21 protein-coding genes and 1 tRNA gene are annotated in these 22,624 nt (G+C 62.4%); 9 read left to right on the top strand and 13 right to left on the bottom strand.

Going from position 1 to position 22,624, the window contains the following annotated elements; all coding sequences use genetic code 11:
- Window positions 1-39 precede the first annotated feature (39 nt).
- Window positions 40-228 carry a Thivi_2564 family membrane protein gene (locus LH365_RS06075; protein WP_226745275.1) on the top strand — a complete coding sequence of 63 codons (189 nt, stop codon included), beginning with the start codon at window positions 40-42 and terminating at the stop codon, window positions 226-228.
- Between the two features lie 100 nt (window positions 229-328).
- On the opposite strand, the gene LH365_RS06070 is transcribed toward LH365_RS06075, so the two are convergent.
- The 3 genes from LH365_RS06070 to LH365_RS06060 form a co-directional block, all read right to left on the bottom strand.
- On the bottom strand, window positions 329-1,318 hold the full coding sequence (locus tag LH365_RS06070) for an LLM class flavin-dependent oxidoreductase (protein WP_226745274.1): 990 nt from the start codon (window positions 1,316-1,318) through the stop codon (window positions 329-331).
- Window positions 1,319-2,093: 775 nt separating this feature from the next.
- Window positions 2,094-2,816: a DUF4393 domain-containing protein gene (locus LH365_RS06065; RefSeq protein WP_226745273.1), complete on the bottom strand. Its 723-nt coding sequence runs from the start codon at window positions 2,814-2,816 to the stop codon at window positions 2,094-2,096.
- Between the two features lie 368 nt (window positions 2,817-3,184).
- Window positions 3,185-3,275: transfer RNA gene (locus LH365_RS06060), tRNA-Ser, on the bottom strand.
- Window positions 3,276-3,497: 222 nt separating this feature from the next.
- Here LH365_RS06060 and LH365_RS06055 point away from each other — a divergent pair.
- The 4 genes from LH365_RS06055 to LH365_RS06040 are packed head-to-tail and all read left to right on the top strand — an operon-like array spanning window position 3,498 to window position 8,254.
- On the top strand, window positions 3,498-5,066 hold the full coding sequence (locus LH365_RS06055) for an exopolysaccharide biosynthesis polyprenyl glycosylphosphotransferase (protein ID WP_226745272.1): 1,569 nt from the start codon (window positions 3,498-3,500) through the stop codon (window positions 5,064-5,066).
- Window positions 5,067-5,094: 28 nt separating this feature from the next.
- Complete coding sequence (locus tag LH365_RS06050) at window positions 5,095-6,558, top strand: lipopolysaccharide biosynthesis protein (protein ID WP_226745271.1); 1,464 nt, start codon at window positions 5,095-5,097, stop codon at window positions 6,556-6,558.
- Window positions 6,555-7,487, top strand: a complete 933-nt coding sequence (locus tag LH365_RS06045; protein ID WP_226745270.1) for a glycosyltransferase family 2 protein — start codon at window positions 6,555-6,557, stop codon at window positions 7,485-7,487. The genes LH365_RS06050 and LH365_RS06045 overlap by 4 nt, the downstream gene beginning before the upstream one ends.
- Window positions 7,487-8,254, top strand: a complete 768-nt coding sequence (locus LH365_RS06040; protein ID WP_226745269.1) for a polysaccharide deacetylase family protein — start codon at window positions 7,487-7,489, stop codon at window positions 8,252-8,254. Before LH365_RS06045 ends, LH365_RS06040 begins: the two co-directional genes overlap by 1 nt.
- A 205-nt stretch (window positions 8,255-8,459) precedes the next feature.
- Here LH365_RS06040 and LH365_RS06035 read toward each other — a convergent pair whose 3' ends face one another.
- The 3 genes from LH365_RS06035 to LH365_RS06025 all read right to left on the bottom strand — a co-directional run bounded on the left by LH365_RS06035 (window position 8,460) and on the right by LH365_RS06025 (window position 12,109).
- Entirely contained in the window at window positions 8,460-9,761 is a 1,302-nt protein-coding gene (locus tag LH365_RS06035; RefSeq protein ID WP_226745268.1) for an O-antigen ligase, read from the bottom strand.
- Complete coding sequence (locus tag LH365_RS06030; RefSeq protein ID WP_226745267.1) at window positions 9,761-10,477, bottom strand: transcriptional regulator; 717 nt, start codon at window positions 10,475-10,477, stop codon at window positions 9,761-9,763. Before LH365_RS06030 ends, LH365_RS06035 begins: the two co-directional genes overlap by 1 nt.
- 114 nt (window positions 10,478-10,591) lie before the next feature.
- Window positions 10,592-12,109, bottom strand: coding sequence for a Wzz/FepE/Etk N-terminal domain-containing protein (locus tag LH365_RS06025; protein WP_226745266.1), 1,518 nt, complete (start codon window positions 12,107-12,109; stop codon window positions 10,592-10,594).
- Window positions 12,110-12,274: 165 nt separating this feature from the next.
- On the opposite strand from LH365_RS06025, the gene LH365_RS06020 reads away from it, so the two are divergent.
- Both LH365_RS06020 and LH365_RS06015 read left to right on the top strand, forming a co-directional pair.
- Entirely contained in the window at window positions 12,275-12,973 is a 699-nt protein-coding gene (locus tag LH365_RS06020; protein WP_226745265.1) for a polysaccharide biosynthesis/export family protein, read from the top strand.
- A gap of 14 nt (window positions 12,974-12,987) precedes the next feature.
- Window positions 12,988-13,413: a hypothetical protein gene (locus LH365_RS06015; protein WP_226745264.1), complete on the top strand. Its 426-nt coding sequence runs from the start codon at window positions 12,988-12,990 to the stop codon at window positions 13,411-13,413.
- On the opposite strand, the gene LH365_RS06010 is transcribed toward LH365_RS06015, so the two are convergent.
- On the bottom strand, window positions 13,410-13,682 hold the full coding sequence (locus LH365_RS06010; protein WP_226745263.1) for a sel1 repeat family protein: 273 nt from the start codon (window positions 13,680-13,682) through the stop codon (window positions 13,410-13,412). The genes LH365_RS06015 and LH365_RS06010 overlap by 4 nt on opposite strands.
- Window positions 13,683-14,120: 438 nt before the next feature.
- Between LH365_RS06010 and LH365_RS06005 the strand changes: the two genes are divergently transcribed.
- On the top strand, window positions 14,121-15,149 hold the full coding sequence (locus tag LH365_RS06005; protein WP_226745262.1) for an RcnB family protein: 1,029 nt from the start codon (window positions 14,121-14,123) through the stop codon (window positions 15,147-15,149).
- Window positions 15,150-15,249: 100 nt separating this feature from the next.
- On the opposite strand, the gene LH365_RS06000 is transcribed toward LH365_RS06005, so the two are convergent.
- Both LH365_RS06000 and LH365_RS05995 read right to left on the bottom strand, forming a co-directional pair.
- Window positions 15,250-16,641, bottom strand: a complete 1,392-nt coding sequence (locus LH365_RS06000; RefSeq protein WP_226745261.1) for an ABC transporter permease — start codon at window positions 16,639-16,641, stop codon at window positions 15,250-15,252.
- Window positions 16,638-17,567 carry an ABC transporter ATP-binding protein gene (locus LH365_RS05995; RefSeq protein ID WP_226745260.1) on the bottom strand — a complete coding sequence of 310 codons (930 nt, stop codon included), beginning with the start codon at window positions 17,565-17,567 and terminating at the stop codon, window positions 16,638-16,640. Before LH365_RS05995 ends, LH365_RS06000 begins: the two co-directional genes overlap by 4 nt.
- A gap of 356 nt (window positions 17,568-17,923) precedes the next feature.
- On the opposite strand from LH365_RS05995, the gene LH365_RS05990 reads away from it, so the two are divergent.
- Window positions 17,924-18,403: a hypothetical protein gene (locus tag LH365_RS05990; RefSeq protein WP_226745259.1), complete on the top strand. Its 480-nt coding sequence runs from the start codon at window positions 17,924-17,926 to the stop codon at window positions 18,401-18,403.
- A gap of 60 nt (window positions 18,404-18,463) precedes the next feature.
- Here LH365_RS05990 and gatB read toward each other — a convergent pair whose 3' ends face one another.
- From gatB to LH365_RS05970, 4 genes are read right to left on the bottom strand one after another with little or no spacing between them, the layout of a single operon-like run.
- Complete coding sequence (gene gatB, locus LH365_RS05985; protein ID WP_226745258.1) at window positions 18,464-19,966, bottom strand: Asp-tRNA(Asn)/Glu-tRNA(Gln) amidotransferase subunit GatB; 1,503 nt, start codon at window positions 19,964-19,966, stop codon at window positions 18,464-18,466.
- Between the two features lie 43 nt (window positions 19,967-20,009).
- Window positions 20,010-20,381 carry a type II toxin-antitoxin system VapC family toxin gene (locus LH365_RS05980; protein WP_226745257.1) on the bottom strand — a complete coding sequence of 124 codons (372 nt, stop codon included), beginning with the start codon at window positions 20,379-20,381 and terminating at the stop codon, window positions 20,010-20,012.
- Window positions 20,378-20,623, bottom strand: a complete 246-nt coding sequence (locus LH365_RS05975) for a type II toxin-antitoxin system Phd/YefM family antitoxin (RefSeq protein WP_226745256.1) — start codon at window positions 20,621-20,623, stop codon at window positions 20,378-20,380. Before LH365_RS05975 ends, LH365_RS05980 begins: the two co-directional genes overlap by 4 nt.
- 52 nt (window positions 20,624-20,675) lie before the next feature.
- Entirely contained in the window at window positions 20,676-22,595 is a 1,920-nt protein-coding gene (locus tag LH365_RS05970) for a sensor histidine kinase (RefSeq protein ID WP_226745255.1), read from the bottom strand.
- Between the last annotated feature and the right edge of the window lie 29 nt (window positions 22,596-22,624).

Below are 22,624 nucleotides of genomic sequence, written 5' to 3'. Positions count from 1 at the left end.
ATCGAGGGAAGTAAATCCCTGCCTTATGAGGAAATCACCATGTCCCTTCTGTCTCTGGTCGCCATCCTGATCGTCGTCGGCGTGCTTCTGTGGCTCGTCAACACCTATATTCCGATGGACCCGAAGATCAAAAATATCCTCAACGCCGTCGTCGTCATCGGCGTCGTGGTCTGGCTGCTTCAGGTCTTCGGCCTGCTGGGCTCGCTCAACAATATCCGCGTTGGATAGCAGGGGCACAGCCCCTGCACCCGTAACTGGGAGCAGATGTCCCCACCGCCCCACCTCCCATCACATGGGGAGGTGGCGGCGAAGCCGACGGTGGGGTAAGCTAAACCTTCTGCATCGACGGCGACCGGCTGAAGATTTCCACCGACCTCAGCCGCGCCTCGACATCGTGGATCGGCATGGAGACGATCAGTTCATCCGCCCCGGTCGCCGCCAGAAAAGTCTCCAGCGTGCGGTTGATCGTCTCCGACGACCCCACCACCGCATATTGCAGCATGTGATCGACCATCTGCCGCTCTTCGGGGCTGAGTTGCAGCCCGCGCACCGGCGCCGGGAACGGCTTGCGCTCATTACGGCGCAACGCCGCAAACGCCTGCTGCATCGAGGTGAAGAGATACTTCGCCTCTTCGTCCGTATCGGCGGCCACGCCCATCACGCCCACCATCACCTTCGGCTCAGGATTTTGCGGCGACGGACGGTACTGCTGACGATAGATACGCAGCGCCTGATGCAGCAGGTCCGGCGCAAAGTGCGAAGCGAACGCATAAGGCAGCCCCATCTGCGCCGCCAGTTGCGCGCCGTACGTGCTCGACCCCAGCACCCAGATCGGCACCTTCGCCCCAGACCCCGGCACGGCCAGGATCGGCTCGGTCCCGTTAGGGGGTTCCATATAGGCCTGTAGCTCGGCCACATCGTAGGGGAAGCTATCGACGCCATTCTCCATATTCCGACGCAGCGCCCGCGCCGTGCGCATGTCCGTGCCCGGCGCACGGCCCAGCCCCAGATCGACCCGACCAGGGAACAGGGCCTCCAGCGTGCCGAACTGCTCGGCAATAATCAGCGGCGCGTGATTGGGCAGCATGATGCCGCCGGAGCCTATGCGGATTTTCGAGGTGTGATGTCCGACATGGCCGATAGCCACCGCCGTCGCCGAAGACGCCACACCCGGCATGCCGTGATGTTCGGCCAGCCAGTAGCGGTTATAACCCAGCTCTTCGGCTTGACGCGCCATGCGCGCCGTATTGGCGAAGGCGTCGGCAACGCTGTTCCCCTCCCCGACCTGCGACAAATCCAGAATGGAAAACGGAACCATGATGCGCCTCATATAACTTGTAAGGGCTTATGTAGGCGGTCCGGTTACGATTGCCAGAGGCGGAGCGGCAAAACCTCATATGTCGGCGCTGACATAAAACGCCTGAAACCGTGTAACAAAAATATGACTAGCCCCACAGGCGAACGGTATAGACGGAAAATTTATTTTATGACATCAATGTCAAAACAAGAAGAAAGTACAGGCAAAGTGGAAAGCGTAATGTTGAGTATCATCGTAGCAGGTATCGGCGCCTACGGCGTCGCCGTTCTCATCTCCGTCATCGCCAGCGAACTTTGGGGACATAACTGACGCGGACGTCAGTTTTTAAAGTTCCGGCGATAAGCCCTCTCAAAATTTGGGATGACTACATTCACCCGACGTCGGATGACGCTCGGGTGAATGGCGCTGCGCGCCTGAGGCCAGCGCATAAGCAATAAGCCGCTCACCGCATTGGCATTTGTCCGTTACCGCCCGGCCTGACATAGTTAAGGCGCGGAGGAACCCCGATGAAACGAGACGATGAGTTCCGAACTGGCTTTCAGGCCGGCTGGCTCCACGGCGGCGGCACTGGCAAGCCGGACATGCCCTCTACACCGATCCTGAGACTCGGCGAGAACTACTACGCCGAAGGGTTCGAGCGCGGGGCAAGCTTGGGGCGGGGCGGCATTTCGTTACGTATAAAGCTAGACCTATGCTTACGTTGACACATCTCTAAATGTGAAGAGCACATTTTAGCAGTTTTCAACCACGCGCATTAACAGTTCAATAAGTCACATTACAAACGACAGGCTTCAGCGAAAGCACGTCCAAAATCAGATAAATCCAAGCGCTTCTTTTCGTAGGTGCCGATTTGAAGGCCGTTGTCATTGCGCAGGGCCTTACCATCGACGCTAAATATGCCGCCCAGCCCGAGTGAATGAAGGTGGTTGATATAAAAATCTTTATTGTTGGGGAAATGCAGATCATGCCACGGAAACGTATCATCAAGGCGCTGATGATTCTGGAAGCCCATGTAAGGCCCAAATTCGCCTTGAAACTCCACATAATCGGCCGTCAATACATGCGTATGTGATCGGTGATACAGCTCTTTAATTATAACAATTTCATCACGCGATAATTGCTTGATCAACCCAGTATAAGCTGGATGCGCCTTCTCAACTGTATCAGCATTCATTGATGTAGCCAAAAGGTTAGACGCAATTTCATCCAAAGGCGTACCTTCCGGCTCGTATCTTAGAGCCTCTATAATAGGCCCCAAAATCTGTGGCGGTGGCGTAATTCGCTTTTCCTCGGGAACCTTTTTGACACTATTAACAAGGAAATCCCGGTAGCGGTCTTGCTGCACGCCTAAGAATTGAACTGGTGCTAATGCTAGACGTAGACACTTCACTACATCTTCTGCAGCCATTCCTATTTGGCGTACCGCAGGCTGTGCAGCATCTTCATAGATTGTTTTGATCGGCAGCACTTGCGCCAGCATTTCCGCTATGCCCGACACTTCATTCCCCCTTCCCCGTCAAACCTATTTAATTTCCACACTGCTGCCAGCCTATATTGGCAACCAACACGTGCAGAACAATAAGGAAACATTCAAAAAATGCAAACTAAAAAAATCAAGTAAAACTGCATGCTAACGCGCTTCTGAAATACAAGAAGACGCTATCTCTGAGATATCCATGCACTACGCCGAAACGCGGCCTGAAACTGGCTTTTTAGTACCGAGACAGTGGGATTGGCTCCGCTGCGCTCCGCCGAAACGCCGCCTTAAGGCGGCGTTTTCGAACCCCATCTCCCCGTGGGTTCAAGTCCCCACCGCGTCGATCAAACAAAAAGACCGGCCCTTTTGGGGCCGGTCTTTTTGTTTGATGGCGGAGACGGTGGGATTCGAACCCACGGTACCCTTTTGGGGTACGCTCATTTAGCAAACGAGTCCCTTCGGCCTCTCGGGCACGTCTCCGTTGCAAGGGTTCACTTAGCCTGACTTGCCGCAAATGGCAACGGTCATTAAAGACCCCGCTCCCGAAAAGTGTGAACATCGCCGCCGCACCGAAAAATCGCGATTTGCCTTATGGAAAAGGGGCTTGCGTTAACGGTTATCTAAACGCCGCGTGTCAGGGTGTCCGCGAAACACCTCCCAACCCTCCCGCCAAATGATCCAGAACGGACACGCCAGACTCCCATGATCGACGCCCAGCCCAGCGCCCCCTCGCCTGTCCGCCCCGCCGATGCGCCCGCCTCCGGCGATCCGGCCCTGCGGCGTCAGGGCCTCAGCGGCGGACCCGCCGTCAGCGCGGCTCCCGATCAGAAGCGCGGGCCTTTCCGACCCGAACGTCTGGTGTCGCTGCGCGAGCGCCGCGCCAATGAGGCCTATGCCTACCTCTTCCGTTTCAGCGATCTGCTGCTCATCGCGGGCGTCAGCCTGTTCGTCGCGCAGGGCCTGTCCGCCACCGGCTGGCAGACGGCGCTGGCCGCCGACGTCCTACCGCTGCTGGCGGCCGCCGTCACCCTTGCCTGGACGCTGAAAAGCTTCGACCTTTATCGCTATCGCCGTCAGGAGCACCTCGGCGGGCACCTCGCCCGCGTGGGGGGCGCCGTGGCCATTGCCGGCATCGCCGGTCTGTGCGCCGCGCTCCTGACCGGCCGCGCCGGTGTTCTGATGCCCGTCTTCGGGCTGTGGAGCACGGGCGCGCTGCTGGGGCTGTCCGCCCTGCACGGCGCGGCCTTCGTCCTGGTTGCCCGCTGGCGGCGCAAGGGGTTGTTGACGCCCAATATCGTCATCGTCGGGGCCACCCGTCACGCCCGGACCCTGATCGAAGCGGCCTTACAACGTCGCGACGTCAATATACTCGGCATATTCGACGACCGCCTGTCGCGCTCGCCCGACGCGCTGGCCGGCGTGCCGGTGCTGGGCGACACCGAGGCGCTACTCACGCACAAGATCACGCCCTATGTCGATCAGGTGGTCGTCGCCGTCGATCCGGCGGCCCGCGCCCGCGTCGAAGGCCTGATCAAACGCCTCAGCCTGCTGCCCAACCAGGTGTCGCTGCTGGTCGATGTCGATAGCGAAAGCGGCCGCGAACAGGCCCTGTCGCGCCTGTCGGAACAACCGCTGACCCGCGTGTCGGGCCTCGGCAACGATGGCCGCAAGGCCTTTCAGAAACGCATTCAGGACATGGTCATCGGCGCCATCGCCCTGACCGTCTTCGCACCGATCATGGCGGTCGTCGCGGTGCTGATCAAACTCGACAGCCCCGGCCCGGTCTTCTTCCGTCAGCGCCGCCACGGCCTGAACAACGAAGCCATCCACGTGTGGAAGTTCCGCTCGATGCGCACCGAAGCGACCGATGCGACCGCTGCGCGTCAGGTGTCGCGCGACGACGACCGCGTCACCCGCGTCGGGCGCTTCATCCGCAAGACCAGCCTCGATGAACTGCCGCAACTGTTCAACGTGCTGAAAGGCGACATGTCGCTGGTCGGCCCGCGCCCCCACGCCATCGGCATGAAGACCGGCGATGAGGATTCGGCCAAACTGGTCGCCGAATACGCCTGGCGGCACCGCATGAAGCCCGGCATGACCGGCTGGGCCGCCATCAAGGGCTCGCGCGGCGCGCTGGTCACCGCCGAAGACGTGCGCCGCCGCGTGCAACTCGATATCGACTATATCGAGCGTCAGTCCTTCTGGCTCGACCTGTACATCATGGCCATGACGGTGCCCTGCATCCTTGGCGACCGCCACGCCATCCGTTAAGCTGTAGCCGGGTCGGGATGAGGCGCTGATGTTCTGGAAAGGGCTATGGGGATACCTCCCCGCCAATGTGCTGCAAGGGCTGATCGGGTTCGCCACCCTGATCACCTTCACGCGCCTGCTGTCGCCCGACGACTATGGCCGCTATGCGCTGGCCTTCGGCGTGTCGAGCCTGGCGCAGACCCTGTGCTTTACCTGGATCGAAGCGGCCATGGCGCGCTTCTACCCCGCCGAGTCGCGTGAAAATGCCGAAGCTCCGGCGCTGTACGGCACCCTCTATCGCCTGTTCGCCGTCGTCACAGTCGTGTTCGCCGTGGTCTGCGCCTTGGGCCTGTGGCTGTGGCCCGCGCCGGACGCCCATGCGCAGGCGCTCAAACTGGCCATCGGCTGCGGTCTGGGCGTGGTCGTCTTCCGCAGCCTGATCAAGATGGTGCAGGAGCAACGGCGCTCCGAAGGCCGCGTCGGCACGGCCTCGACCCTCGACATGATCCAGACCTCTGCCGGTTTCGGTTTAGGCGCATTGTTGGCCTGGGCCGGCTTAGGCGGCGGCGCGCCGCTGCTGGCCGCCGGGATCGTCGCGGCGGTCTGTCTGCCGTTCGTGGGGCGCGAAGACTGGGGCCGCGCGCTCAAAGGCCGCTTCGACCCCGCCCGCGCCAGACAATACGCCCATTACGGCCTGCCGGTCTCGGCCAGCCTGATCCTGACTCTGGCCCTTTACACGGTCGATCGCTTTCTGATCGCCGCCTACCTGTCCGAAGCCGATGCCGGGGCCTATCACGCCGGCTACAGCCTCGCCTCGCGCATCCTCGACGTGCTGTTCCTGTGGTTCGGCGCGGCGGGTGGCCCGGCTCTGGTCCACGCGCTGGAAACCGGCGGGACGGAGGCGCTCAAAGCCCATGCCCGCGATCAGTTCCGCGTCATGGCGCTGGTGCTTTTCCCCGCCGTCGGGGGGCTGATCGCCGTCGAAGCGCCACTCGCTCAACTGTTGATTGGCGAAGGTCTGCGCGCGCAGGCCCTGAGCGTCACCGCCCTGATCAGCATCGGGGCTCTGCTGTCGGGCTTCAACACCTACTATTTCCTTCAGGCCTTCACCCTGTCCAAAAAGACCCGTCTGCTGACGCTGGCCATGGCCATTCCGGCCGTGGCCAATGTCGGGCTGAACCTGTGGCTGATCCCGCTCTACGGCCTTTGGGGCGCAGGTCTGGCGACGGCCCTGAGCTTCGGCATCGGCCTGATCGGGTCGTGGGCGCTGGGGCATCGCGCCATCGCCCTGCCCGTGCCGTGGCGCGACCTAGGGCTGACCGCCGCCGCTACGGTGGTCATGGTGTTGGTCGTGCGGCTGATCCCCCCACTGGGCGGCGTCATCGAACTGGTGCTCAAGGGGATGACGGGCGTGGTCATCTACGCTGTTCTGGCGCTGGCGCTCGATCTCAACGGCATGCGCGCTCAGGGCCAACGCTTCCTTAAGCGCTTCGGCATAGGATCGGCCGCATGAACGCCCCCGCCGCGACCGCCTCGGTGATCACCAATGCCGCCTATGCGCAGGCCGGATCACCGCGCCTGTCGGTGTTGATCCCGTTTTACAAGGAAAGCCCGTCCACCCTGCTGCGCGCCCTGACACCGGCGTCGGGGGTGGAAATCGTCGTGCTCGACGACGGTTCGGGTCAGGCAGAGTTGACGCAGGATGTTCTGTCAACGATTGATAACATTGCCCTGCCTGTCACCTTCATCAGCCTTGCGCACAATGAAGGCCGGGCGCGCGGGCGCAACCGCCTCACAAAAGCGGCGCGCGGCGATTACTTCCTGTGCCTCGATGCCGATATGCTGCCCGACGCGCCGGACTTCCTGACGCGCTGGCTGGAGGTGATGGACGGCGATCCGGCCGTGGTCTTCGGCGGGTTTTCGCTGCAACAGGCCTCGACCGAAAAGCGCTTCGCCATCCACCGCCTGATGGCCGCCAAAAGCGACTGCCTCGACGCCGCCACCCGCGCCCTGACGCCGGAAAAATACGTCTTCACCTCGAACCTGCTGATCCGCCGCGACGTCTTCGGCGCTCAGGATTTCGACGGCGAATTCAGCGGCTGGGGCTGGGAAGACGTCGAATGGGCCATGCGCGTGGCGCGTCAATTCGGCGTGCACCATATCGACAATACCGCCACCCATCTGGGGCTCGACCCGGCGGACACCCTGATCCGCAAGTACGAGCAATCGGTCGGCAACTTCGCCCGCGTGGTGCAGAAGCATCCGGCAGTCGTCGCCACCTACCCCAGCTATCGCGTGGCGCGCCTGATCCGCAAGCTGCCCCTGCGCGGGGCGTTGCGCGCGTCCCTGCGTGGCGTGGTTCGCAGCGAAGCCGCCCCGGTCAGGGCCCGCGCCTTTGCCCTGCGCCTCTACCGCGCCGCCCTTTATGCCGAGGTCGTCTGATGAGCTATGCCGAAGCCTATGCCGCCGACCGTTCGCTGTACGGCAAGCTGCGCCGCCGCGCCTCGAAACTGCTGTTCCGCAAGCCCGCGCGCCTGAGCGGTCTGTCGAAGCCGCTGCTGACCTTCTCCTTCGATGACGCGCCGCAATCGGCAGCCATCGCCGGGGCCGGCATACTGGAACGCCATGGCTTTCACGCCACCTATTTCATCTCCGCCGGCCTGATGGGGCGGGACAGCCATTTCGGCCCCTACACCACGGCGGCGCAGATCACCGCTCTGCACGCCCGCGGTCATGAGATCGCCTGCCATACGCTGATGCACATCGACTGCGGCAAGGCCAGGGCCGCGGAAATCGCCGCAAGCGTGGACGAAAATCAGGCGCGTCTTCAATCGCTTGGCGTGCCGACTTCAACCACTTTCGCCTATCCCTACGGCGATGTCTCACCCCAGGCCAAGGCCGTCATGGACGACCGCTACCGCTCGGCGCGCGCCCTGCACCACGGCCTGATCCGCAGCGGGACCGACCTCAATCAGGCCCCGGCCATCGGTATCGAGGGCGAAGGCGGCGAGCGGCTGGCGCTGGAATGGATGGCGCAGGCGATCCGGACGCCGCAAAGCTGGCTGGTCCTCTATACCCACGATGTGCGCGAAGACCCGTCACCGTGGGGCTGCACGCCGGAAACGCTGGAGACGCTGGCCACCGCCGCACAGACACTGGGTTTCGAGGTCGTCACCTATGCCGAAGGCGCGCGACGGGCTAAGGGATAAGATTCTCCACAGATGGCCACAGATGCACACAGATGGAGTGTGTGGTTACGCCTGTGCCGCTCCTGACACCTCTATATTTGCGGTAGCTTTCATCCAATAGTCGACGCGCCAAAGGCGCGTCCTTATATCTTCGAGCCATTTGGGCGCAAACCGATACCACACCCTCGAACCATCTGTGTGCATCTGTGGCCATCTGTGGAGAAACTTAATCGTACAGCCCGCGTTTCGGTCTGACCGTCGCGACCGGAGCCTCCACGAACGGTCCGTCGCCCGGCAGGGCCAGCTTGACGATGATCAGCACGATCAGGCACCAGCGGATATCGTTCCAGCCGATGGCGATGCTCTCGGTCAGGCTCATCAGCGAATAGACGGTAATGAACGGCAGGGCAAAATAGCCGCCGTCGCCGCGATAGGTGCGGTAAAAGGCCTTCAGCCACGTCTCGATGAACAGGAGCGACCACACGGTCAGGCCGATATAGCCGAGCGCCAGCCACACCTCGTACCAGCACGAATGCGCGTGATAGGCGCGAAAGCCCGCCACTTCGGTGATCCAGCGCAGCGGCGTCCAGTCGCCTTCGGTGGACCACACGACGCCATAGCCATAGCCGGTCATCGGCTGTTTCTGCATCACGTGGTCGATGCCCGCCCAGATATTGGTCCGCCCGGTCAGGGTGGCGTCCTTGCCCAGAAGCTGAAATAGCTCCTCCGGCATCAGCAGGACCACACTGCCCAGCGCCAGCAGCACGCACACCGCCATCCACGTCAGGGCGACGCCCAGCACCGGCCCGCGCCGCGACAGCCAGACGAAGGCCATCATGCCCGCCCCCAGAATGAGCGCCAGCAAAGAGGTCTTGGAGGTCGACATCAGCACCAGGAAGGCCGCCCCGCCCGCTGCCGCGAACCACAGCCAGCGGCGCTTGGGCACCTGAATCCCGGCGGCCAGACAGGCGAGGAAACCGACATCCATCACCGCGCCCAGATTGTTCTTTTCGGCGAAGACACCTCGCCACGCCCCGACGAACAGGGTGGTCATCCGTCCCTTGTCCGGAAAGAGGATGGCCATGACGAAGGAGCCGGCGATCAGAATGAGATAGGTGACGGCGACCACCTCGATCAGCCGGTTCCACGAAAAGCGCGCGGCGATGACGTAGCCGGCCAGACAGGTCATGGCGAACGCCACAAAGCGCCGCACCGTCGCCGAAGGATCGACCGACCAGAAGCAGGAAGCGGCGCAGAGCAGGATAAGGATGACGAGGATCGGCGTGCGCGTTACGCCCGCCAGCACCTCTTTCCACGTCATGACCAGCAGGGTCAGGGCGCAGAGATAGACCGGATAATAGATGTTGCGGATGATGGCCCCGGCCATGGGCGACTGTTCGGTCGAATAGCCGAAGATGGGCGACAGCCAGCCCTGCGAGAACATGAAGAGGATACCGACGGCCAGCCCGAACGACAGCCACTGTCCGTCCCAGTCTTCCCGGATGCCGTTGACGATATCGCGCCACATCAGGCGCGCGCGGCCTTACGTCCCGGCAGGCCGACGGCGGCGCTGGCCTTGTTATAGACCATGCCAAGCAACCGCCCGCCGGCCTGTTCGATCTCGGTCTTCAGCGCCAGACGTGCGTCGACATCGCCCTCGCCTTCGCTGACCACCATGACCACCCCGTCCATCAGCGGCGCCAGTTGCAGGGCGGCGTCGGAGCGATCGAAGGCCGGGGCGTCGACAAGAATCGCCTGAGCGTGCGGGCGCAGGGCCTGCCAGTAGGAGGATTGCTCGAACAGCCGCGTCTTCTGTCCAGGCAGCAGCAGGTGGTCGCGGATGCGCGTCACCCACAGGCGCTTGTCGAGGAAGGAGCGCGCGATCAGGTACTGGCTGTCGGAGACGGGCTGACTGTGTTCGTCCAGCGCCTTGGGCGACAGGGCGAAAAAGACCGAACCGTCGGGTGTGGCCGCGGAGACCGGCCCCGGCGGGCCGAAGCGCGCGGGCTCGTCCAGCACGGCTTCGAGCTGGCTCTGGCGGCGCAGGTCGGCATCGATCAGCCAGACCGGGCGCTTGGCGAAGGCCGCTTCGCAGCGGGCATATTCGCGCGCCACGGTGGACACGCCCTCACCGCCGCAGGCCGCGACGAACAGGATGGCCCGGCCGCGCCCGGTGGCCGATGCGCGCGCACCGCCCTTGAGCGCCTCCATCAGGTCCGCCATTTCCCGCGTCAGATCGACCATCAGTCCCACTAGGCCATATGCCAAACTATCGAATCGCGCCGTTCGCGCGTCAGGCGATTACCATAGGCGGTTTCGGATCAGAAACCTATGGGCGGAAAACGGCGTCTTTTGGGCCTATTTCGCTCTGGCCTGCGCCAGAACCGGCAGGCCCAGCGTCTTCGACGCCATGTCGGCGCTGAGGAACCCCTTGCGCAGGAAGACGCGCAGCAGGCCCGCACACAGGGCGGTGAAGCCCGCGAACAGGAAGGCGAGGATGATGACCGGCTTTTGCAGGCTCTTGGCCTTGTCGGGCGGGCGGGCGCGGTTGACGACGCGCACCGTATCCTGAGCCTTTTCGGCGATTTCCTTGGCGGCCTGGGTTTCCTGAATGCGCTGGGTGAAGGTGGCGATATTGGTCTGCAGGGCGCTGCGCTCGGTCGACAGACTGTTATATTCGGCCTCTATGCCGACCAGCGACTGAAGCTTGGCCGTCACCTGATCGGCCTGCGCCTGAAGCTGCGAGCGGCGGCCCGCATTGGCGGCGATCTCGGCCTCAAGGCCCAGCTTTTCGGTCAGGAGTTGCTGATAGATCGGGTTGACCCCGATACGGTGCTCCTTTTCGCCGATGGCGCGGCCCGAAGCCTGCATGGTCTCCAGCGCGGCGATCTGCTCATCGAGGTCGCGCACCGCCGGGGCCGCCGGCGTATAGCGCGTCAAAAGCTCGGCGCGCTGTTGCCTGAGGGCAAGGATTTTGGAAGGAACGCTGAGGTCCAGTTGACGCTCGGTGCTCATTTCCGGGGCCTGTTGGCCCAGACGCGCCGCGATGGCCGAAAGCCGCGCCCGCGCTGTGGCGATGCCCGCATCGGCGACGAAGATTTCCGACATCACCGTGTCGTAGAGCTTGGTGTAGGTGGCCTTGGCCGCCTGAAAATCGCCGACGCCGTTACGCAGGAGAAAATCCTCATAAGACTGATCGGCCTGACGCAGGCGACGGTCGAAGGCCGCCTTCTGGTTTTCCAGCAACGGCGCGGTAACGTCCATGAACACTTCGTGGCGGTAGGTCTGATAAAGGTCGATAAAGGTGTTGAGGATCAGCGCCGCCGCCTGCGGGTCCTTGTGCGAGAAGCTGAGGCGCACGATATTGCTCTGCGGCGCGGTCTCGGTCTTCAGTCCGTTCAGCGTCTTCATCGCCTGAGCGTCCGCCTGCGCGCGCTCGGTCTCGTTGCGCGGCGCATAGGTCTTGGCGAAGCTGGAATCGATGGCGTGATAGCCCAGCTTCTCGATGACGCGGTGCTTGAGTTCGGCCGAGTTGAGGATTTCCACTTCCGACTGCACCACCTCGTCGATGGTGGCGATGGCGCCGCGCGCCGCATCGCCGGCCGCCGGCACATAGACGTAGTCCTGACCCAACTGCATCAGCAGCGAGGCGTCGGCGGTATAGCTTTTCTTGAGCGTCAGGGCAAAGCCCGCCCCCACTCCGAAAATCGCGGCGAAGACCAGCAGCATCAGCCACCATTCGCGCATCAGCAGGCGGAGAATATCGTCGACATCATAGGCATAGCGTCGGCGCGCGGGCGCACGGGCCGGGGCCGCGTCCCGGCGGTCCGTTGCCCTGTTACCCGTTTCTTCGCTGTAAACGCCTTGAGCGCGCATCCAGCACCACACCCCTTCGCATCACGCCGTTCTTTGTATGGCAAGGAACGCAACGATTCGGAAGCCACACCTCCATTAATTGTCTGCAGTGTCTACGCGAGGCGTTAACCAACCATTACCCATTTTCAACGAAGGTTAAGAAGACCTGAATTTCGTGGATAAGCTATGCTCAGCAAGCGCGCTCTGATGATGGGACTGGCCGGTTTGGTCATCGGCTCCGCCGCCCATGCGGCCCGCGCGCCCGAAGCGGCGCCGATCCGGTTTTCGGAATGGACGGACGAAGACCCGCCCTATCTCTTCTATCCGGCGGACAAGCTGGAGGTTCAGGTGCCGAGCGCACCGGAACTGAACCGCGCCACTCAGGTCGGTCAGGACGGGCGCATCACCCTGCCCCTCGTCGGACAGGTCATGGCGGCCTTCAAAAGCGCGCCGGATCTTCAGGCGGAAATCACCGAACTGTACCGCCCCTATCTGCGCCACCCCGAAGTGACGGTCTTTCCCGGCGACACGGGCAATACGCGCGTGCTGGTCGGGGGCGAGGTGCGCAATCCCGGTTGGGTCGAGATGCCGGGCGATTTCGACGCCCTGTCGGCGGCGCTGGCCGCGGGCGGCTTCACCAATGCGGCCAAGTCGAAACAGGCGCTGATTCTGCGGCGCGGCCCGGACGGGACGATCATGCAAAGGCTGATCGATCTCAGAAGCCCGCTCAAGGGCAAGGCGTCGGAGGCCATTGCGCTGCGTCGTTACGATATCGTCTATGTGCCCAAGACCCGCATCGCCGAAGCCGGCACCTGGGTCGAGCAGAACATCAACAACATCATCCCGGCAGGGATCATGAACTGGCTGCTCTACAGCCAGAACTAGGTTAGGATTTCCGCATGTCGGAAATATCGGAACGCCTGTTGGATCAGCGGCTGCGTAACCGCATTATGGAGGCGATTCATTCGCTTACCGAAGGCTTAGGCTCTTGGGGCGCCAACGAATACTTCAATGCATTTTATGACTTCATGGACGGAGATCGACCATGGCCTAATAAGGCGATGTCAGAAAATGAACATGAAGCGCTTCTTGAGCTTTGCCTTCTGATGAATGCTGCTTGCGAAGATACGCCGCAGACACTGACAGACGAAAGCTTTATCGCCACCGGCTGGCCCGATCGAATTAAACCCGTCGCACAGAAGACATTGACGGTCTTTCTGGAGCGCGGTCGATCTAACGAAAACACCGACGAAGCAACCCCTTCGATTAGCGAGGGAGAAAGTTGGCTACGCCTTGTCTCCGACCAGTCGGGGAAAATGTCCTAAGCCGCGTAACGGGTGTGGCCCTGATCCAGCCAGCGGCGGGCGGCCTTCTGCGCTTCGGCCACGTCTTCGCGGTCCATTTCCTTCGACAGTTCGCGGCGATACAGCGTCGCTTCCATCGAACCGCGCATCGAAGCGAGGTTGAACATCATGTGCGCCGAGATCAGATCCAGCGGCGCGCCGTTCTGGCCGGTCGAATACATCATGCCCAGTTTGAACAGGTCGTCGCCGTTCATGTCAGGCGTTGGCAGAGGCAAAACTTCATTCGTCATTTTCGTCCCGCGCCTTTTGCGCGGCCCCCGAAAGCAAGTGGTCGTTGGGATAATTTTTCATTCCCAAGTGAAATTAAAGTTAACAATGGAATTTACTGTGAATTTTTTGCGTAAATACTGAGTTAATATTAATTTTTATGTTAAATATTGAATTAATTATTATTACTTGTTTGATAATTTTAAAGTTGAATTTGGAAATATTTTATAAATATCCCATTTATAGTGGACACACGTTCGCTTTCTCGATTAACAATTCGGCAAAACGCAAGAAACGAGACGCCTTCATCTTGGCCACCGCCGCACGCAGATCGTCCGCTTTCCTGTCGCATTTCGTTCAGTTTCAGTTCAGGGACGAACGCGCATAGTCAAGACAATCGGAGAAAATCGTCTCCGTCCATGCGTAGGGCGGCAAAAAAAAGCGCCGCCATCGAGGAAACCATGACCAACCGGTCTTCCAGGTCCCATAGGCTGACCGCAACCGCCCTCAGCGCGGTCATCGCACTGTCCCTGCCGCTGGCCTCCGCCCCGGCCTTTGCCGGCACCACGGCGCCGATCCAGCGCAATCTCGATCAGCGCCGCGAAGCGCAACAGGCGCCGCAGCCGCGTGCGGAACGCAGTAATTCCGGTGGCGATACTCGCGGCTCCGACAATCGGGGTTCGCGCGGCAGCGACACCCGTGGCGGCAATGATAACCGGGGCGGCGGGAATCGCGGCAATGACAACCGCGGCAACGACAGCCGGGGTAATGACGGGCGCGGCAATTCGGGCGGTGGCTGGAACCGCCAGCCCGGTCAGGATAATGCCGCCAGCCGCCCGGACCGCAATCCGGGCAACACCGGCGGCGGCAACTGGCAGAGCCGCCCCGACCGTAACGACAGCCGTCCCGATAGTCGCCCTGACAATCGTCCCGGCAACGGCAACGGCAACGATAATCGTGGAAATGACGGACGCTGGAACGGCGGCAACAATAATAATGGCGGCTGGAACGGCAATCGCGGCAACGATAACCGGGGCAATGACGGGCGCGGTGGCTGGGACGGCAATAGAGGGAATGACAATCGAGGCAACGGCAACCGCGGCGACGATTGGGGCCGCAACGACCGTAACGACCGCGACCGGGGCGGCTGGGATCGCAACCGGGGTGCAGACCGCGGCGGTTGGTCGTCGCGCCACAGTTACAACTGGCGCAATCACCGCGATTTCCGTTCCTATACGGGTGTGCGCATAGGGTTCTATTTCGCCCCGCGCTACGGCTATTATCAGGTGCCGAGCGAGTATTACGGCTATCGCTACGACTATGGCGACTATCTGCCGCGCTACTTCTACAGCTACCGCGTCTACGATCCGGACTTCTACTATCTGCCACCCAAGCCCTATGGCTGCGAATACTACTTCGTCGGCAATGACATCGCACTGGTCGACCTGCGCACGGGCCGGATCATCGACATCTTCTACGACGTCTTCTGACCGGAATCGCTTCGAGCCTGCTCCCCTCCGGCACAACCGGAGGGTTTTTTTATCCGCCTCTTTATCCTGGATTTACGGCGTGGCGGCGCCCTTTATCGTGTCAGGCCTTAGACAGGCCCATCATGGCTTTCCAACTGAACTTGCCGCCGCCCAGAGCGCCTTGTTTGAAGGCCCGTGCCCCCAGCCGGATCATCAGCCACGCCATGAGCCCCATGCCGGCCAGCGTCGCCAGCACCTCCCACCACGGCGCGCCGCCCAGCACCCGCAACGGCATCAGGAAGGGCGTGAACAGGGGCACCCAAGACATGTAGCGGATCAGCGGCAGATCCGGCGACATCAGCGCCGCCTGCAGGCTCATCATCGGGATCATCAGCACCACGACGATCGGGCCCATGATCGCCTGCGCCTCCTTCTGGGTCTCGCAGAACGAACCGATGGCGATGAAGGTGATGCCGTACATCAGATAGCCGCCGACGAAGAACATCAGCATCGGCACGACATTCTGCACCTTAAGCACCTCGGCGGCCAGTACGTGCACATTGCGCATCACGTCCGGCGGCAGGAAGGCCAGACCGTAGCCGAAAATGCCCCCGGCCACGGTGCTCCACACCGCCATGACGGTCATCATGACCATAAAGACGCCCAGCACCTTGCCCACCAGCAAGCTGCTGGCCGGGGCCGAGGTCAGCAGCACCTCCAGCACGCGCGACGACTTCTCCTCGATGACGCCTGACAACAGGATAACCGAGGAGGAGAAGATCGACATCCAGGTCAGGTAGCTGAGGATCACCCCGACGAAATGCGGGCCGTTTTCCTTGAGGTTTTCGGTGAAGGACGCCTTTTCGTCCGCGCCCGCCGCAGCGATGGCCGGGGTCAGGCTGGCTATGTCGGCACGCGCCTCGCGCAGTTCCACGGCCACGGCGGGATCGATTCCCTTCTGTCTGGCCACATAGGCGGATTGAAGCGCGTGCAAATCCCAGCGCAGCCGATCTTCCAGCGACTTGCCCTTGGTCTGCGACGACCACAGATGGAAGGCCAGACGCGGCGGGGCGTCTTTTTCGACGAAGGCCACGATGACGTGGTCCACGGTGCGGTCTTCGGACTGCATAAGCTGCGAAATCCGCGCCTCGGCGGCTTCGCGCGTCATGTCGGGCGTCAGTCCCGGCGGCAGGGGGACCAGCCGGTAATCCCGCCGGTTGGCCATTTCGCGCAGGGCCTGCCGCGCCGACACACCCGGGGCCGCCGTGTGCAGGGCGGCCACCGCCGGGTCCGGCTTGTTCAGCAGGGCTTGCAGCGCCGGAGTCAGGGCCTCGCCGCTGAGGTCGAGCACGGCCACGCTGCGCGTATCTTCGCCGCCGCCGCTGCGGCTCATCAGGAGGGGAATGAAGACCGATCCCGCCATCAGCAGCGGCAGGACCAGCAGGGACAGCCAGAAGCCGACCGTCTTGACGAAGGCCAGATATTCGCGGCGCGCGATCAGGAGCGTCTTCATGCCGCGTCTCCCCCGTTGGTCAGGACAATGAAGGCATCGTGCAGGGTCGGCTCGTGCGCTTCGAACCGGCGCACGTCCAGCCCGCCGACCAAAACGGTCTTCAAGGCTTCGTTGGGCGTCTGGCCGGGCAGGAAACGCAGACGCCAGCGCGTCGTGCCGTCCTCGCCCGCGCCCGCCTCGATGACTTCAGACACGCCGGGCAGGCCCGTCACCTGTTGGCGATCGAGCACGCCTTCCAGTTCCAGATAGCGCGGCGCGCGCTCACGCGCCTGACGCAGCGTGCCTTCGAACACCTTGCGCCCCTTTGTCAACATGACGACGTTTTCGCACAGACGCTCGGCGTGGGCCATGACGTGGGTGGAAAACAGCACCGTCGCCCCGCGTCGGGCCAGGTCGCGGATCATGTCCTCCAGCCCCTGCTGATTGACCGGATCGAGACCTGAAAACGGCTCATCGAGAATGACCAGTTCCGGTTCGTGGACCAGACAGCCGATCAGTTGCACCTTCTGCGACATGCCCTTCGACAGCGACTTGATCGGTTTGTGCATGAATTCACCGAGCCCCTGCGCGCTCAGCATTTCCATCGACCGCTTGCGGGCGACGGAGGCCTTCATGCCCTTCAACCCGGCAAGAAAGACGATCATCTCGACCGGCGACATCTTGCGGTAAAGCCCGCGCTCTTCGGGCAGGAATCCGATACGGTCCAGCACCTTGGCGCCTTCGCCGTCCAGCACAGTGATCCGGCCGGCGCTGGGTTGCGACAGGCCCAGCATCATGCGCACGCTGGAGGTCTTGCCCGCGCCGTTCGGGCCCAGAAACCCGCAGATCGAGCCGCGCGGCACGCGGAAGCTCAGATCCTGCACAGCGGCGAAGTCGCCGTAATACTTGCTCACCCCGTCAAGGCTGAGGGCATAGTCGGACGCCATGCGGTCCCCCTTTCAGTCGCGCGGACTGTCTCACGCCACCGCCGCAGGTGCAAGGCCACGCTGGGGATAAGCGGCTGAGGTCATTGGAAAAGCGTAAGTCACAATGCGGACATGTCAGGGGACGCTCAGGCTCGCGCCGGATTCAGCAAGCAGACAATGCTCGAACTCAAGGCCGGCGGCGTCAATGCGGACGCTTTTTATCCCCGCCTTACGCCACCCATCAAAAAGATAAGCCTCCGGCAAGGGAGGCCGATGCGTTCGTAAAGGCGGCGAAATTGAGAAATCGGCCGAGGCGGAGAATACTGTCGTCCAGAGTTTCCACCCGGTTCTGCCCCTTTCACATACATGAGGATACCATGACCCGCCTTCTGACCACGGCCGCCGCTGCCGCCCTGCTGATGGCCGCTCCGGCCGCCTTTGCCCAAGATACGGTTCAAGACACCGCCGCGCCGCAAGCCCCGGCCGAACAGCCCCTGCCTGAGCAGGCGACGGCGCAAAAGCAGGCCCCTACGGCGAAGCAGGATCTGAAATCGCAAAACAAGGCGACGGCGGACCTGAACGCTCAGGCCCTGCGTGCGGCCCAGGCGGGCGACGTCTCGACCGAGGCCAGCACCACGACCACCGCCCCGGCGCCGGATACGTCCGCCACGCCGAACATGGGCGACCCGGCCGCGCCGCAAAACCCGACACAACCCGCGACGGATCCGATGCAGGAACCGACCATCCCGGCCCCGATGACCAATGAGCCGGCGGCGGGCAACCCGACCGAACCGGTCCCGCCCCTGCCGCAAACCGACACGCCGGTCACCAAGGACCAGCCGACGACGAACCAATAAGATGAGAAAAAGCCCCGCCGGACTGGCGGGGCTTTTTTGCTGTTTGGTTTACAGGGCTGTTTACAGACCCAGCTTGCTTTTCAGCAGGTCATTGACCGTCGCCGGATTGGCCTTGCCGCCGGTGGCCTTCATAACCTGACCGACGAACCAGCCGATGGCCTGCGGCTTTGTGGCCACTTCGGCGGCCTTGTCCGGATGAGCGGCGATGATCTCATCGATGGCCTTTTCGATCGCGCCGGTGTCGGTCACCTGCTTCAGGCCGTGTTTTTCAACGATCTCCGCCGGGGTGATCGCGCCCTTGCCTTCCCACATGTGCTCGAAGACGGTCTTGGCGATCTTGGACGAGATGATGTTCGTCTCGATCAGCTCGACCAGACCGGCGATGTGCGCGGGCGGCAGCGGGCTTTGCTCGATCTCCAGCCCATCCTTGGTCAGACGCGCCAGAAGCTCGTTGGTCACCCAGTTGGCGACCAGCTTGGCGTCGCGGCCCTTGGCTGCGGCTTCGTAATAGTCGGCGCGCGACTGCTCGGTGACCAGAACGGTGGCGTCGTACTGGCTGAGGCCGTACTGCGTCATCAGGCGCTGGCGCTTGTCGTCCGGCAGTTCCGGCAGGGACTTTTTGATGTCCTCGATCCACGCCAGCTCCAGCTCCAGCGGCAGCAGGTCCGGATCGGGGAAGTAGCGGTAATCGTGCGCCTCTTCCTTGGAGCGCAAAGACCGCGTCTCGACCTTCACCGAATCGAAGAGGCGGGTTTCCTGCACGATCGCGCCACCGTCCTCGACGATCTCGATCTGACGGCGGGCTTCGTACTCGATGGCCTGCTGCATGAAGCGGAACGAGTTGACGTTCTTGATCTCGCAGCGCGTGCCCAGGTGCTTGAAATCGCCCGTCTCGCGAAACTTTTCATACGCGCCCGGCTTGCATACCGAGACGTTGACGTCGGCGCGCATATTGCCCTTTTCCATGTCGCCGTCGGACGTGCCGAGATAGACGAGGATGGTGCGGATCTTCTTGAAATAGGCCACGGCCTCTTCCGCCGAGCGGATGTCCGGCTTGGAGACGATCTCCATCAGCGCCGTGCCGGCCCGGTTGAGGTCGACATAGGTGTTGTTCGGGTCGAGGTCGTGGATCGACTTGCCTGCATCCTGTTCAAGGTGCAGGCGCTCGATGCGCACGGCCTTCTGCGTCCCGTCGCTGAGGTCGATCGACACCTCGCCCTCGCCCACGATGGGGAAGAAGAGCTGCGAGATCTGATAGCCCTGCGGCAGGTCGGGATAGAAGTAGTTCTTGCGGTCGAAGCGCGAGTGGGTGTTGATCTGCGCCTTCAGGCCCAGCCCCGTCTTCACCGCCTGCTCGACGCAGAAACGGTTGAGCACAGGCAACATGCCGGGGAAGCCGGCGTCCACAAGGCTCACCTGTTCGTTCGGGCCGGCGCCGAAGCCTACGGCCGCGCCCGAAAACAGTTTGGAGGTCGAGGCGACCTGAGCATGAATCTCAAGGCCGATAACGAGTTCCCACGGGCCGGTGCGGCCCTGGATTTGTCTGGAGGCAGAGTCGGTCATGATTTTTCTATAGCGGGAAGGCTTTACGCAGGGAAGAGGCTGATCAGGCGAAATAACGCATCACCACCGGATCGACCGTGATCAGTTTGATCCCTTCATGCAAGGATTGCGCGATCAGTATGCGATCGAACGGGTCCTTGTGGATCGCCGGCAGGGTATCGACCATCACCGCATGGGCGCTCAGTATCGGCAGCTCGACATAACCATTGTCGAGCAAGCCCCGGCGCAACAGGCGCGGATCGGCCTGAAAATCGTCGCGCCCCAGTCCGCGCTTGATCGCCACCTCCCACAGGCTGGCGGCACTGAACAGCAGCGTATTGTCGCTATCTTCGAGTTGGGCGCGCATGTCCTGCGGCAGCTTTTCCGGCTCCCCGGCGGCCCACAGCAGGATGTGGGTATCGAGCAGCAGCTTCATTCTTCGCCGCCGAACAGGCCTGCGATTTCGCCTTCCCCCATACGGTCGAAATCGTCGGGCGTGCGGATATGCCCTGTCAGAAAACCCAGACGGCGCGTCTTCGTGCTTTCCGGCGCGTCGATGGCAGCGACCCGCGCCATCGGTTTTCCCGCCTTGGCGATGATGAAGCTTTCGCCCTTCGCCGCCTGTTCGACCAAGCGCGACAGATGGGTCTTGGCCTCATGGATATTGACGGTGGTCATGCGCGCCTCACTAGACTAAGTCCGGTTAGTCTAGTTTACATTTGACCTTATTTCAAGCCGTCGCGGTCGCGGGCGGCGGCACGTACAGGCGGATCGTCGTGCCGTTGCCCAGCGCGGAGACGATGTCGATGCGCCCGCCGATCATCTGGGCGCGGCGGCGCAGATGGCTCAGGCCGCGTCCCGCAGACGTACGCTCATCGGCCGGGAAACCCACCCCGTCGTCACTCAGCGTCAGAATGAGCCAGCCCGGTGCATCCGGATCGGGCCGCAGGCTGAGGTCGATCGTCTTCGGCTGAGCGTGCTTGAGCGCGTTGGTAACACCCTCTTGCAATATACGGTAAATGTTGAGGATTTCATTGGGGCGATAACCTCGTGGCTCTTCGTCTACGGCGTTGCGCCACGTCAGTTCGACACCGACCGTCTGCAGGCGCGGACGCATGCGCTCGCGGAAGATGGCCAGCCCGACCTCCAGCGAATCCCCCATCGAGTCCATCGAGTCGATGATCAGCCGCAGGTCGTCCACCGCCGACTGAATATTGACGCGCATGGTCTCCGGCGGCACGGCCCCCAGCTTGAGCTGCATCAAAAGGCTGACCAGATGCCCGCCCACCCCGTCATGCATATCGCGGATCAGGCGCTGGCGCTCGGCATTGACGGCGTTGAGTTGCTCCTGTTCCTGAAGCTTGGCGTAGGAGGCGCGGATATCCGCCTCGCGGTCCTGCACCTGACGCTCCAGATCGGCGCGCTGCTCTTCGGCCGTGCGGAACAGTTCGAAACCGCGGCGCACCAGATCGACGCCCACACCGGCGATGATGACAAAGGGGAAGTAGAGCCCCGCCGTCAGCGGGCGCGGCAGACCCAGGAGGCCGTGATACAGATCGTAGAAGGTGGTCACCAGCCCAACCGACAGGAAGGGGAAGGAGCGAATCAGCAACTGCGGCTGCACGCGCACCAGAACCCACATGCGATACAGGAAATAACCCGCGCAGACGAAGATCAGGGTGGTTTCGGTCAGGGTCGGCAGCCAGCTCTGTTTGAACAGCCAGCCCATCAGCAACAGGACGATATCGGCTATGGTCACACCTACAATGATCGGCGTGTGACGGTCGGACGCCAGCGTCCAGTTCTTGAGCAGATAGGCCGTCGCCCCCAGAGTCAGGCCCGACACCACAGACATCAACGTGTCGCGCAGGCTGTCTTCCAGCGCGTCGCCCTGCCACATGAAGCTGGCGCCGCGCAGCGCCAGCGCCGCCATGAACAGGCTGACGCTGAGAAACAGGCGATTATAGCCGCTGATGGGCAGCAGCGCCGCGGCGATCATGCTCAGCAGCGAGGCGGCGATCACCGTGATCAGCGGCATACCTATCGCCGTCGTCAGACGATGATCGATGAGGCGGCGCAGGTCGGTTTCCGGCCCGAACAGCGCCCCTTTCATCTGCGGATGGCAGCCATTGGAGACGGCGACGATATCGACGCGATTGCCTCCCGGTGCCAGTTGATCCGGCGCGAACCCGTACAGTTGCGCCCTAAGGCCGTCGTGGGTGGACGGAAAACCGAGCTTGCCCCGCGGCGTCGTCAACAGCCGCCCGTTGATATAGAGGGCATAATTGTCCTTGATCATCGGCAGATACAGGGCTTCGTACCCTCGCCCCGGCCTGGGCGTGATCAGGAAGGAGAACTGCACGGCGGGAAAGTGCGACCCGCGCACGCAGACATTGGCGAAGTCGTCGGCCATGGGCGAGCGCCCGTCTTCCAGTCGGGTCATCGCCTCCAGCGGAAAGTTCACCGGCGTCAGGCCCTCGATCGGCCGCATGTAGACGTCCTGAACCTTATAGGCCTTGGTCACCTCGGACGGCAGCGGATGGCGGGCAAAGGCGAAGAGCAGGCCCCAGAAAACGATCTGGGCCAGCAGAGCCCAGAACAGGGCGCGGCTGAGACTGATCCAGGGTTCAGCGGTCGGCAGGCGAAACATGGCGCACCATAACCGCACTATCGAAAGCT

This window comes from Asticcacaulis sp. AND118 (genome assembly GCF_020535245.1).
In the GTDB taxonomy this organism is placed as follows: Bacteria; Pseudomonadota; Alphaproteobacteria; order Caulobacterales; family Caulobacteraceae; genus Asticcacaulis.
The sequence above is the reverse complement of the archived record's forward strand: the minus strand, read 5'-3'. Positions and strand labels throughout refer to the sequence as shown.